The 11,886-nt window shown below is 56.3% G+C and carries 11 protein-coding genes and 1 pseudogene; 9 read left to right on the forward strand and 3 right to left on the reverse strand.

Annotation, left to right across the window (positions count from 1 at the left end; genetic code table 11):
- The first annotated feature begins 7 nt into the window (after positions 1-7).
- Both astE and spy read left to right on the forward strand, forming a co-directional pair.
- Positions 8-973: a succinylglutamate desuccinylase gene (astE, locus tag GVK32_RS25615; protein ID WP_159873371.1), complete on the forward strand. Its 966-nt coding sequence runs from the start codon at positions 8-10 to the stop codon at positions 971-973.
- A gap of 355 nt (positions 974-1,328) precedes the next feature.
- Positions 1,329-1,811: an ATP-independent periplasmic protein-refolding chaperone Spy gene (gene spy, locus GVK32_RS25620; protein ID WP_159873369.1), complete on the forward strand. Its 483-nt coding sequence runs from the start codon at positions 1,329-1,331 to the stop codon at positions 1,809-1,811.
- An 82-nt stretch (positions 1,812-1,893) separates the two neighbouring features.
- Here the strand turns inward: spy and cho are convergent, their stop codons facing one another.
- Together cho and nadE are read right to left on the reverse strand one after the other, a co-directional pair.
- The gene (gene cho / locus GVK32_RS25625; RefSeq protein ID WP_159873367.1) at positions 1,894-2,766 is read right to left on the reverse strand and encodes an excinuclease Cho; all 873 of its coding nucleotides are present in this window, start codon (positions 2,764-2,766) and stop codon (positions 1,894-1,896) included.
- Between the two features lie 101 nt (positions 2,767-2,867).
- The gene (gene nadE / locus GVK32_RS25630) at positions 2,868-3,692 is read right to left on the reverse strand and encodes an ammonia-dependent NAD(+) synthetase (protein WP_159873366.1); all 825 of its coding nucleotides are present in this window, start codon (positions 3,690-3,692) and stop codon (positions 2,868-2,870) included.
- 277 nt (positions 3,693-3,969) lie between these two features.
- Between nadE and osmE the strand changes: the two genes are divergently transcribed.
- The 7 genes from osmE to chbG all read left to right on the forward strand — a co-directional run bounded on the left by osmE (position 3,970) and on the right by chbG (position 9,911).
- Positions 3,970-4,308 carry an osmotically-inducible lipoprotein OsmE gene (gene osmE, locus GVK32_RS25635; RefSeq protein ID WP_041145135.1) on the forward strand — a complete coding sequence of 113 codons (339 nt, stop codon included), beginning with the start codon at positions 3,970-3,972 and terminating at the stop codon, positions 4,306-4,308.
- A gap of 283 nt (positions 4,309-4,591) precedes the next feature.
- Entirely contained in the window at positions 4,592-4,912 is a 321-nt protein-coding gene (gene chbB / locus GVK32_RS25640; RefSeq protein ID WP_041145136.1) for a PTS N,N'-diacetylchitobiose transporter subunit IIB, read from the forward strand.
- A gap of 168 nt (positions 4,913-5,080) precedes the next feature.
- Positions 5,081-6,439 carry a PTS N,N'-diacetylchitobiose transporter subunit IIC gene (gene chbC, locus GVK32_RS25645; RefSeq protein WP_123707622.1) on the forward strand — a complete coding sequence of 453 codons (1,359 nt, stop codon included), beginning with the start codon at positions 5,081-5,083 and terminating at the stop codon, positions 6,437-6,439.
- Positions 6,440-6,491: 52 nt separating this feature from the next.
- Complete coding sequence (gene chbA / locus GVK32_RS25650) at positions 6,492-6,839, forward strand: PTS N,N'-diacetylchitobiose transporter subunit IIA (RefSeq protein ID WP_041145138.1); 348 nt, start codon at positions 6,492-6,494, stop codon at positions 6,837-6,839.
- Between the two features lie 27 nt (positions 6,840-6,866).
- Entirely contained in the window at positions 6,867-7,691 is an 825-nt protein-coding gene (gene chbR, locus GVK32_RS25655) for a transcriptional regulator ChbR (protein ID WP_159873365.1), read from the forward strand.
- 102 nt (positions 7,692-7,793) lie between these two features.
- Positions 7,794-9,140, forward strand: a complete 1,347-nt coding sequence (locus tag GVK32_RS25660) for a 6-phospho-beta-glucosidase (RefSeq protein WP_159873363.1) — start codon at positions 7,794-7,796, stop codon at positions 9,138-9,140.
- A gap of 12 nt (positions 9,141-9,152) precedes the next feature.
- Positions 9,153-9,911 carry a chitin disaccharide deacetylase gene (gene chbG / locus GVK32_RS25665; RefSeq protein WP_159873361.1) on the forward strand — a complete coding sequence of 253 codons (759 nt, stop codon included), beginning with the start codon at positions 9,153-9,155 and terminating at the stop codon, positions 9,909-9,911.
- Positions 9,912-9,967: 56 nt separating this feature from the next.
- Here the strand turns inward: chbG and katE are convergent.
- Positions 9,968-11,886 (reverse strand): annotated as a pseudogene (gene katE, locus GVK32_RS25670) (catalase HPII); the annotation flags it as partial.

An 11,886-nucleotide genomic window follows, 5' to 3' on the forward strand; every position in this document is an offset into this window, starting at 1 on the left:
TGGCGCAGTGGACGACTTTCTGACATTAACCCTCGCGGGGCGTTTGCCCCATCATTTTCACGGTGAAACGGCGCACTTCCGCTGGCACTGGCTGGACCACGGCGTGCTTCAGCTTACGCCGCACGCGCGCTGCGAGCGGGCGCTGGTGCTCTCTTCCGGACTTCACGGTAATGAAACCGCTCCGGTAGAGATGACCGACATCTTGCTGCGGCAGCTGTTCAGCGGCGAGCTGCCGCTGCGCTGGCGGCTGCTGGTGGTGTTGGGCAATCCTCCGGCGCTGCGGGCCGACAGGCGCTATCTCGATAGCGACATCAATCGCATGTTTAGTGGAAGCTGGCAGGGTTTCCCCGCCAGCGATGAAACGAGGCGGGCGCGGCGGCTGGAAACGGTGCTGACGCGGTTTTATGCCGACGCTGGCGGCGCGCGCTGGCATCTCGATCTGCATACCGCGATCCGCGGGTCGCATCACGTTCGCTTTGGGGTGCTTCCGGCGCGACAGGCGCCGTGGGATGACGCGTTCCTTAGCTGGCTGGGCGCGGCGGGGCTGGAGGCGCTGGTCTTTCATCAGCAGCCGGCGGGCACGTTTACCCACTTCAGCAGCGACCGCTTTGCGGCGCTCGCCTGCACCCTTGAGCTGGGCAAGGCACTGCCGTTTGGCGCGAACGATCTGACGCAGTTTGCCGTTACCCAGCGCGCGCTGATGCGTTTACTGGTCGGCGACCTGGCGGTAGAAGAGGGGCACGAAGCGCTGCGCTATCGGGTGGTACAGCAGATAACCCGCGACAGCGAACGTTTTCAGCTGCATATGTCGGCGCAGACGCTTAACTTTACGCCGTTTAGCGCCGGCACGCTGCTGGCGGAGGACGGTGAGACCCGCTACGTGGTGGAAAAGGCCTGGGAGTACGTGCTGTTCCCGAACCCTTCGGTCGCGCTGGGCCTGCGCGCCGGGCTGATGTTGGAGCGGCTACCCTGAACATAAATACGCCGTTGTCTGACCGCGGCGGCGTAAACTTTCACCGTCGGTCGTCTTGTATAGTCTTATTTTTTCGTGCTCTGACGTTTGATTGCAGATTATTCCTGGCTAATCGCTTTGTTTTTAATCTCTGCTGCTTTATAATCTCCATTATTTCTTTATAAAACAGCTTATTAATTATTTTTTGTTGCAATTACCTCCTCATTTTCCTTATTTTCTCCACAATTGGTGAGAAAATGTTTTTTACACTTTCATTGTTTTACGCTTGCTCTGACTAATTGACGATAAACGTCGTAAAGTTTATCTCGTCAACACGGCACCAGGCCGTGAGAATAACTTAAAGTAAGGACTGAATATGAAGAAGATTACTGCTCTGTTTGTTGCCTCTACTCTGGCCCTGGGTGCCGCTAACCTTGCTCACGCTGCGGACACCACCGCGGCCCCGACCGACAGCAAACCCATGATGCACCATAAAGGAATGCATGGCGGCCAGCATGATATGATGTTTAAAGGCCTGAACCTGACCGATGCGCAGAAACAGCAGATCCGCGACATCATGAAGAGCCAGCGCGAAAATATGAAACGTCCGTCTCTCGACGAGCGCCGCGCGATGCATGCGCTGATTGCCAGCGATACCTTCGATAAGGCGAAAGCGGAAGCGCAAATCGACAAAATGGAAGCGCAGCATAAAGATATGGCGCTCTCCCGTATCGAAACTCAGAACAAGATTTACAACATTCTGACGCCGGAACAGAAAAAACAGTTCAATGCTAATTTTGAGAAGCATCTGACAGATCGTAAAGCGCCGGAAGGTAAAATGCCTCCATCTGCTGAGTAATTCAGCCCGCGGAATAAAGACCGCCGGTTCTGCCCAACATACGCCGTCAGGCTTTGGGCAGGGCCGGCGGTTTTTTCGTTTGTCAGGACCCTGGATGGAGCGGGTGGAGCGTAAAATCGCCGCGCAGCAGCGGCTTACAGAGAATTTTGTAGCCGTCATGATCGAAGCCTGCCGGCAGCTGCGTCAGCGTTTGCGCCTGCGCTAGCGTTTCGACCGCCCCCAGCCACAGCCAGTTATGAATCACATGATAGCGGGTCATATCGGCTCCTTTCTCTTCCAGCGCAACCGGGCCCGGCCAGGGCCAGCACACCAGCCGCATCTGCGCCATGCTGGCGTGCAGCCGCGCGTTGTGGGCTTCAACGCTCTCTTTACCGCAGCAGGCGCCGGCGCAGCGCCCCAGCGCTGAACGAAAGCAGGCCCGGCCGCGGCTGAGCGGCTCCAGCCCCAGCAGCCCGTAGCACAGCCGGTGTTCATCTGCGAGGTTGGTCAGCGCCTGCAGGGCCGCGCGGCGGTTGGCGAACAGGCCGTACAGATGCTCCTGGCGGGAAAAGTCCAGCTCGCGGGCATACGCCACCTGCGGGCGGGCGTCGCTCAGCAGCAGCGAGCAGAGCTGCTTCGTGCGTCGTAGCCGCTTGTTGAACAGCGGCTGCTGCTGCTTAATCAGCTGCGCTTCGAGCAGCAGCGCGCCGAGTTCGCCCGCGGTACGATGCCAGCTAATGCGCCGCGCCTGGCGCAGCATGGCGGCTTCGTCCGGGGTGCGCAGATGCGACAGCACCCGGCTGCGAATATTGACGCTTTTACCGATATAGAGCGGGAGGGTGTCGCTTTCGCCGTGAAACAGATAGACGCCCGGCAGGCTGGGCAGAGACGCCAGCCAGGGACGCAGATGTTCGGGATACGCATAAATTGCCGCCGCTTCAAACTCCAGACGCGAGGCAGATTGCCTTCTGACCACAATGGCTCCTGATGCTGTTTATTTAAACAGTATAGCAGCCAGGGGAGAGGGCGAAAAGTGCAAAAAATAACCCCGGCCGGCGCCGGGGCGATGGGGAAGGACTATCTCTTCCAGAAGTCGTCGAAGACGGTAATCGGCGTCCGGCGCTTGTGTTCCGTTTTCAGGTACCAGCCTTCGATAATTTTGGCCGTCTTCTCGTCGAGGGTTTTTCCTTCCAGATAGTCGTCGATATTATCGTAGGTGACGCCCAGCGCGGCTTCATCCGGCAGGGACGGACGATCGTCTTCCAGATCGGCGGTCGGCAGCTTCTTGTATAGATGCTCCGGGCAGCCCAGGCGCGCCAGCAGCTGTTTACCCTGACGCTTGTTGAGGCGGAAAATCGGGTTGATATCGGTGCCGCCGTCGCCGTATTTGGTAAAGAATCCGGTGATCGCTTCCGCCGCATGGTCGGTGCCGACCACCACGCCGTGGGTCATGCCGGCGATGCTGTACTGCGCCTTCATGCGTTCGCGCGCTTTTTCATTGCCGCGAACAAAGTCGCTGAGCTCAATCCCGGCTTCCCGAAGCGCCTGTTCGCTGGCCAGCACCGCGCCCTTAATATTGACCGTCAGCACGCGATCCGGTTGAATGAAGGCGATGGCATCCTGACAATCCTGCTCATCCGCCTGCACGCCGTAAGGCAGGCGCACGGCGATAAACTGGCGGCTGTTGTCACCCTCTGCCCGCAGCTCATTAATAGCCTGCTGGCACAGTTTACCGGTCAGGGTTGAATCCTGGCCGCCACTGATGCCCAGAACCAGTGCCTTAATAAAGGGATAAGTCTGCAAATAGGACTTCAAAAAATCTACGCTGCGGCGGATCTCTCCGTCTGTATCTATCTGGGGACTGGCACCCAGCGCCTGAATAATTTCTTGTTGTAGCGTCATCGCGCCCTCCGGAAAGTGAATCTGTTTGGCAACCAGCATGGCTTAAAGCTACCTCTTTGCCGTTGAAACGACAAGGTTCGTCGTTTTGAGTGCTGCAAAAGAAGGCAATCAATGACATACGATTTTTTTATGGTACGCGCGGCGGCCCGCAGGCGGCCCGCTGCGGCGGGCTAATCCGGCATATCGCACTGAAATTTCGCTTAAATCGACCTTCGGCTTGAAAAATAACGATATTTATTCCAGGCTTATTAACATGCCAAATAAAAGAGGACGGAATATGAATAAGAATTTAGCAGGACTTATGGGCGCAGCGGCAGTACTGACCATGCTGGCTGGTTGTACAGCCTACGATCGTACTGCAGACCAGTTCACACAGCCGGTTGTTAAAGATGTCAAAAAAGGGATGTCGCGCTCCCAGGTACTGCAGGTGGCGGGCAAACCGTCATCTGAAGTGACGATGATCCACGCCCGCGGCACCTGCCAGACCTACATCCTGGGTCAACGGGATGGTAAAATGGAAACCTACTTTGTCGCTCTTGACGAGACCGGTCACGTGATGAACTCCGGCTACCAGACCTGCTCGGAGTACGATACGGACCCGCGCAACAGCAAGTAGTACGTGATACTGAGCTCTACGAATGCCCGACCTCTGGTCGGGCTTTTTTATGCGTGCTGATGCTTATTTAATTGCGCGAATTATTTGAGGGAAATGTGAAGGTAGTCAAAACGCGAGGTCAATGAGAGACAATTTTGTTTAACCAGGAATTATCCAGGTGCCGGGGGATGCCGTATACTCAATGCATAAACAATATCAATTGAACAGTGACAGGCCTTACCCGGTTCTTCGGCATAATATTCTGCCAGGAGGCCGCCAGGTTCTACAAATTGAGGAAGCGTTCATGGAAAAGAAACATATCTATCTGTTCTGCTCGGCTGGAATGTCCACTTCGCTGCTGGTATCCAAAATGCGTGCCCAGGCTGAAAAATATGAGGTGCCGGTCATTATTGAAGCATTTCCTGAGACCCTCGCCGGGGAGAAGGGACCGGAAGCCGACGTGATTTTATTAGGCCCACAGATTGCATATATGCTTCCCGAGATTCAGCGGCTGCTGTCCAATAAGCCGGTGGAAGTGATCGACTCTGCGCTGTACGGCAAGGTTGATGGTTTAGGTGTTCTGAAAGCGGCCGTTGCGGCCATTAAGAAAGCTGCTGCACAATAATTTAATTTTAAAACTCAACCTTTCGGGTAACGGGTAAAGTCAATTTCGCTTTCATGAAATATGTACACAGCCGGCTGCCCGAATATTAAAGAGTTTATTTTCCCGTCAAAGAGTAATTTCATCATTATGCCGTAATCGCACTATTACGGCTTTTAAAGGGTATTGACTATGAGTAAAGTGATTGACTCGCTTGAAAAGGTACTCCTTCCTTTTGCTGTTAAAATAGGAAAGCAACCGCATATTAATGCGATTAAAAACGGCTTTATTAAATTAATGCCGCTGACCCTCGCCGGGGCCATGTTCGTCTTAATTAACAACGTATTTCTTAGCTTTGGTGAAGGCTCTTTCTTCTATTCAATGGGGATCCGCCTGGATGCCTCAACCATTGAAACCTTAAACAGCTTTAAGGCTATCGGCGGTAACGTTTATAACGGTACGCTCGGCATTATGTCGCTGATGGCGCCGTTCTTCATCGGCGCGGCGCTGGCGGAAGAGCGCAAGGTCGACCCGATGGCCGCCGGGCTGTTAGCCGTCGCGGCATTTATGACCGTCACCCCCTATAGCGTCGGCGACGCCTACGCCGTGGGCGCCAACTGGCTGGGCGGGCAAAACATTATATCGGGGATGATCATTGGTCTGGTGGTGGCGGAGCTGTTCACCTTCGTCATTCGCCGCAACTGGGTCATTACCCTGCCGGACAGCGTGCCGTCATCGGTATCGCGTTCGTTCTCGGCGCTGATCCCGGGCTTCCTGATCCTGTCCATCTTCGGCATCGTCTCCTGGCTGCTGGCCTCGTATGGCAGCAACTTCCACCAGATTATTATGGACTCCATCTCCACGCCGCTGGCGGCGATGGGTAGCGTTGTCGGCTGGGCGTACGTTATTTTCAACTCCCTGCTGTGGTTCTTTGGCGTACACGGTTCGCTGGCGCTGACCGCGCTGGATAACGGCATCATGACCCCGTGGGCGTTGGAAAATATTGCGCTGTATAACCAGTATGGCTCCGTTGAAGCGGCCATCGAAGCGGGCAAACAGTTCCACTTCTGGGCCAAGCCGATGCTCGACTCCTACATTCTGCTGGGCGGTTCCGGTGCGACTCTGGGTCTGATTATCGCCATCTTTATCGGCTCACGCCGCGCTGACCATCGTCAGGTTGCTAAGCTGGCGCTGCCGTCAGGCATCTTCCAGATTAACGAACCGATCCTGTTTGGCCTGCCGATTATCATGAACCCGGTGATGTTTATCCCGTTCGTGCTGGTGCAGCCGATTCTGGCGGCCATCACCCTGGCGGCCTACAGCATGGGGATTATTCCACCGGTGACCAACCTGGCTCCGTGGACCATGCCAACCGGCCTCGGCGCCTTCTTTAACAGTAACGGCAGCGTCGCTGCTCTGCTGGTGGCGCTGTTCAACCTGGGTATCTCGACCCTGGTCTACCTGCCGTTTGTCGCGATTTCTAATAAAGCGCAAAGCACCATCGAGCAGGAAGAGAGCGAAGAAGATATCGCTAACGCACTGAAATTCTGATGTCGAGCGGTACGGGAGGCTTCCCGTACCGCCTGAGAAATGAGGGAATATTATGTTTGATCTGGACCATATTGAAGCAACAGAGATGCCTGAGAATGACCTCGAAGAGGTGGTGATGGGGCTGATTATCAACTCCGGACAGGCCCGCAGCCTGGCCTATGCCGCGCTCAAGCAGGCGAAACAGGGCGACTTCGCCGCCGCGAAAGCGATGATGGAGCAGTCGCGGATGGCGCTGAGCGAAGCCCACCGTGTACAGACTCAGCTGATTGAGAGCGATGAGGGCGAAGGAAAAATGAAGGTCAGCCTGGTGCTGGTTCATGCGCAGGATCATCTGATGACCTCAATGCTGGCCCGCGAACTGGTTGCCGAATTGATTGAGCTCCATGAGAAGGTACAATAGGCCATCTACACGATGAGGCAGCCAAAGATGATGACCATAGAAATTAGTACCGCCCGCGAACAGCAGCTCTTCAACGGGAATAATTTTCATGTGGTTATTTACAACAAGACCGAGAGCGTGAGCGGGCTTCACCAGCATGACTATTACGAATACACCATCGTTTTGACCGGGCGCTATTATCAGGAGATTAACGGCAAACGGGTGCTGCTGGAGCGCGGGGATTTTGTCTTCATCCCAATGGGGTCGCACCATCAAAGCTTTTACGAGTTTGGCGCGACGCGCATTCTTAACGTAGGCATCAGCCGCAGTTTCTTTGAGAAACACTATCTGCCGCTGCTGCCGTTTGGTCTGGTTGCTTCTCAGGTCTACGCGGTCAAAAGCACCTTTCTCAGCTACATCGAATCGGTGATTGCTTCGCTGAACTTTCGCGAAACTGAATTTGACGAATTTATTGAGCTGGTCTCGTTTTATACCATTAACCGTTTACGGCACTACCGCGAGGAGCCGGTGCAGGATGTTATTCCGCAGTGGCTAAAAAATACCGTCGAGGATATGCACGATAAACATAAATTTGGCGAAGGGGCGCTTGAACAGATGGTTGAGCTCTCCGGGAAAACTCAGGAATATTTAACCCGGGCGACCCAACGCTATTATGGTAAAACGCCGATGCAGATTATTAATGACATTCGCATCAACTTCGCCAAGAAACAGCTGGAAATTACCAACTACTCGGTAACCGATATTGCTTACGAATCAGGCTACAGTAGCCCCAGTTTGTTTATTAAAACATTCAAAAAGCTGACCTCATTTACGCCAAGCAATTATCGTAAAAAGCTTACCATCCTTAATTAACTGGAGCGGAACCTTCCGCGCTGGAAAATATTCAAGTTAACTCTCCGTATTGATACGGCGAGTGGGCTACGCGCAATTCGTGGCGCCACAAGGGAGAATATGATGAGCCAGAAATTAAAAATCGTTACTATCGGCGGCGGCAGCAGCTATACCCCTGAACTCCTCGAAGGATTTCTCAAGCGTTATCACGAGCTGCCGGTTACGGAGCTGTGGCTGGTCGACGTGGCGGAAGGGCAGGAGAAGCTCGATATTATCCACGCCCTCTGCGAGCGGATGGTGGAAAAAGCCGGCGTCCCGCTGAAAGTCTACAAAACCCTGGATCGCCGCGCGGCGCTGGAAGACGCGGACTTCGTCACCACTCAGCTGCGCGTTGGCCAGCTGAAGGCGCGTGAGAAAGACGAACGTATCCCTCTTAGCCACGGCTATCTTGGCCAGGAAACTAACGGCGCCGGCGGCCTGTTCAAAGGCTTGCGCACCATTCCGGTGATTTTTGATATCGTCAAAGATGTGCAGGAGATCTGCCCGGACGCGTGGGTGATTAACTTTACCAACCCGGCGGGAATGGTGACCGAAGCCGTGTATCGCCATACGGGCTTCCGGCGCTTTATCGGCGTGTGCAACATTCCGATCGGCATGAAAATGTTTATCACCGACGTGCTGCGCCTGAGCCCGAGCGACGAGCTGAATATCGACCTGTTTGGCCTCAACCACCTCGTGTTTGTCCGCGACGTGCTGGTGAACGGCGTATCGCGCTTTGACGAACTGCTGGACGGCGTCGCCTCCGGCAGCCTGAGCGCCAACTCGGTGAAAAACATCTTCGACTTGCCGTTCAGCGAAGGGCTGATCCGCTCCCTGCGCCTGATCCCGTGCTCCTATCTGCTGTACTACTTCAAGCCAAAAGAGATGCTGGCGATTGAAATGGGCGAGTACTATAAGGGCGGCGCGCGCGCTCAGGTGGTGCAGAAGGTGGAAAAACAGCTCTTCGAGCTGTATAAAAATCCGGATCTGAACGTGAAGCCGAAGGAGCTGGAGCTGCGCGGCGGGGCCTATTACTCCGACGCGGCCTGCGAAGTGATCAACGCTATCTACAACGATAAGCAGACCGAGCACTACGTGAATATCCCGCACAATGGCCACATCGATAATATCCCGGCCGACTGGGCGGTGGAAATGACCTGTACGCTCGGCCGCGACGGGGCGACACCGACGCCGCGCATCACCCATTTCGATGAAAAAGTCCAGGGGCTTATTTACACCATCAAGGGCTTTGAAGTGGCGGCGAGCCAGGCGGCGATAAGCGGTGAGCTGAACGATGTTCTGCTGGCGCTCAATCTGAGTCCGCTGATTCACTCCGACCGCGATGCTGAAATGCTGGCGCGTGAAATGATTCTTGCGCACGAAAAGTGGCTGCCCAACTTTGCGGCGACTATTGCGAAACTGAAACAGTAACGGGAGCGGCTGATGGAACGCGTGTTAATCGTTAATGCCGACGATTTTGGCCTCAGCAAGGGGCAGAACTACGGCATTATTGAAGCCTGCAAAAACGGGCTGGTGACCTCCACCACGGCGCTGGTGAACGGCGCGGCGATCGGCCACGCGGCCCAGCTCAGCCGCTGTGTGCCGGAGCTGGGCGTCGGGATGCACTTTGTCCTGACGCTGGGCGAGCCGCTCTCCGCGATGCCGGGTCTCGCCCGCGAAGGGCGTCTGGGGAAGTGGATCTGGCAGATGGCGGAAGAGGGTAGCCTGCCGCTGGATGAAATCGCGCACGAGCTGGAGTGCCAGTATCGCCGGTTTATCGAGTTGTTTGGCTGTGAACCGACGCATATCGACAGCCATCACCATGTGCATATGATCGCACCTGTCTACCCCATCGTGGCGGCGTTTGCCCGCGAGAAGGGCGTGGCGCTGCGTATTGACCGTCAGCTGGCACAGCGCGACGGCCTGGATCAGGATGCGGCGCGCAGCAGCGAGGGTTTTGCCAGCGAGTTCTACGGGGAGGCGATTTCTGAAGCGCTGCTGCTACAGATCCTCGATGATTCAATCCAGCGGGAAGAGGCGTCGCTGGAGGTGATGTGCCATCCGGCGTTTATTGACCACGCCATTATGAGCAGCGCCTACTGTCACCCGCGGCTGGCTGAGCTGGAGGTGCTGACCTCAGAGGCGCTGAAATATGCGGTTGCCGAACGCGACTATCGTCTCGGTACCTACCGCGACGTCTAAAGAATGGGGTTGCCGGTGATAAGGGCCCGACGGCGGTGACGCCGGCGGGCCTTTTACTATGCCGGGATCGTCGTCGTTTTCCCGCTTCTGGACCACACCCGATGCGCCTTCATCAAAGTTAACAGATTATCCATCGCCGGTGAGTCGGCATAGGTTCCGGCAACGGGTAGCAGGGTCCCGTCATCGGCGCTGACCTCCCCCATCCGTGAGAAGAGCAGTTTTGTATGGACGCCTTTCGCCTGTAGGGCCTGCAGGAGAGTGAGCATCTCCTGGGCAAGCGGACGGTCGTTGAGCAATACCGCCACCAAGTGGCCTTTGACCTCCCCGTCGGGAATGGCGTACAGGCTCAGAGAAGGATCTTTTTGCAGGCCGTTGACGTCCGCCGGCGGCGTAATGCCGCGCTGGGCGCCACTAAGCGCAATACCGAGATTTTTCCCTACCGCCTCGGCCAGCCGGATATCGACATGGGCCAGCTGATCGACCATCCGCTCTCGGAGCCAGGTTCTGACCACCTTACTCAGCTCAAAGCTGAAGCCGTCGATAATGTGCTGCTGCTCAAACGGGCTTTGGCTGCGCCAGAAGAGCAGCGGATGCGAGTAGTATTCGCCGAAGGAGGGGCTGCGCTGGCGAATCTTTTCGCCATCCACGCGCTCGGCGTAGGATTCAAAGCCGCCGCGCGGGGGAGCGGGTGGCGTTTCGCGCGGCCAGTTATCGCCGATCGAATTCGGCTCATAGTTGGCGGGATTGGTGTCGATATCCATCCGGTGCATGCCGTCCCGCTGGAAGTTGTGGTACGGGCAGGTGGGCTTGTTGATCGGGATTTCATGGAAATTCGGCCCGCCGAGGCGGCTGATTTGCGTGTCGGTATAGGAGAACAGCTGCCCCTGCAGGAGCGGATCGTTGCTGAAATCGATCCCCGGCACGATATGTCCGGGATGGAAGGCCGCCTGTTCGTTTTCGGCAAAGAAGTTATCCGGGTTACGGTTGAGGACCATTTTCCCCACCCGCTGCACCGGCACCAGCGCCTCGGGGATTCGCTTGGTCGGGTCCAGCAGATCGAAGTCGAAGGCAAACTCATCCTCTTCAGGGATCAGCTGCAGGCCGAGCTCATACTCGGGGAAATCACCGGCTTCAATGGCTTCCCACAGGTCGCGGCGGTGAAAGTCGGGATCGCGTCCGGTCAGCTTTTGCGACTCGTCCCAAATCAGCGAGACTTTGCCCGCCACCGGCTTCCAGTGGAAGCGGACGAAGGTGGCCTTACCCTGGGCGTTTATCAGGCGGAAGGTATGGATCCCAAAGTCCTCCATCGTCCGGTAGCTGCGCGGCAGCCCGCGTTCGGACATCGTCCACATGACGTTATGCAGCGTATCGGGCTGCAGGGAGACGTAGTCCCAGAAGGTGTTGTGGGCGCTTTGCCCCTGCGGCATGGCGCAGTGCGGCTCGGGTTTCACGGCGTGGACGAAGTCGGGAATTTCAGCGCATCCTGGATAAAGAAGATGGGCGTATTGTTGCCCACGAGGTCGAAAATCCCCTCGTCGGTGTAGAACTTGGTGGCGAAACCGCGGATATCGCGCACCGTATCGGCGGAACCGGCGCCGCCCTGGTAGAGAAGCGGACAAATACCGGCGTTTTCTTCGCCGGGTCGGCGAGGAAATCGGCTTGGGTGACGTCGCTCAGACTATGATAGGCCTGAAAATAACCGTGTGCGGCCGAACCGCGGGCGTGAACGATCCTCTCCGGTATGCGTTCGTGGTCAAAGTGGGTGATTTTTTCGCGCAGGATAAAATCTTCCAGCAGCGCCGGGCCGCGGTTTCCCGCGCGCAGGGCGTTCTGATCGTCGGCGATTCGGACGCCCTGGTTGGTGGTGAGCGGGAAATCTTCCCCGCCTTTACGCTGGCTCTGCAGGGTGTAAAGCTTGTCGCTGTGCGTATCGGGCGCTTTCAGGCTGCCGGGGGCGGTTGGCTCTTCGCCAGGG

Source organism: Klebsiella sp. 18074 (genome assembly GCF_902705905.1).
Taxonomy (GTDB): Bacteria; Pseudomonadota; Gammaproteobacteria; order Enterobacterales; family Enterobacteriaceae; genus Klebsiella; species Klebsiella terrigena.

Excerpts from the sequence above, each read along its gene's own strand:
- osmE (WP_041145135.1), top strand. The coding sequence starts at position 3,970 with ATGAATAAGAATTTAGCAGGACTTATGGGCGCAGCGGCAGTACTGACC.
- chbC (WP_123707622.1), top strand. The coding sequence starts at position 5,081 with ATGAGTAAAGTGATTGACTCGCTTGAAAAGGTACTCCTTCCTTTTGCT.
- spy (WP_159873369.1), top strand. The coding sequence starts at position 1,329 with ATGAAGAAGATTACTGCTCTGTTTGTTGCCTCTACTCTGGCCCTGGGT.
- chbA (WP_041145138.1), top strand. The coding sequence starts at position 6,492 with ATGTTTGATCTGGACCATATTGAAGCAACAGAGATGCCTGAGAATGAC.
- GVK32_RS25660 (WP_159873363.1), top strand. The coding sequence starts at position 7,794 with ATGAGCCAGAAATTAAAAATCGTTACTATCGGCGGCGGCAGCAGCTAT.
- chbG (WP_159873361.1), top strand. The coding sequence starts at position 9,153 with ATGGAACGCGTGTTAATCGTTAATGCCGACGATTTTGGCCTCAGCAAG.
- nadE (WP_159873366.1), bottom strand. The coding sequence starts at position 3,692 with ATGACGCTACAACAAGAAATTATTCAGGCGCTGGGTGCCAGTCCCCAG.
- chbB (WP_041145136.1), top strand. The coding sequence starts at position 4,592 with ATGGAAAAGAAACATATCTATCTGTTCTGCTCGGCTGGAATGTCCACT.
- chbR (WP_159873365.1), top strand. The coding sequence starts at position 6,867 with ATGATGACCATAGAAATTAGTACCGCCCGCGAACAGCAGCTCTTCAAC.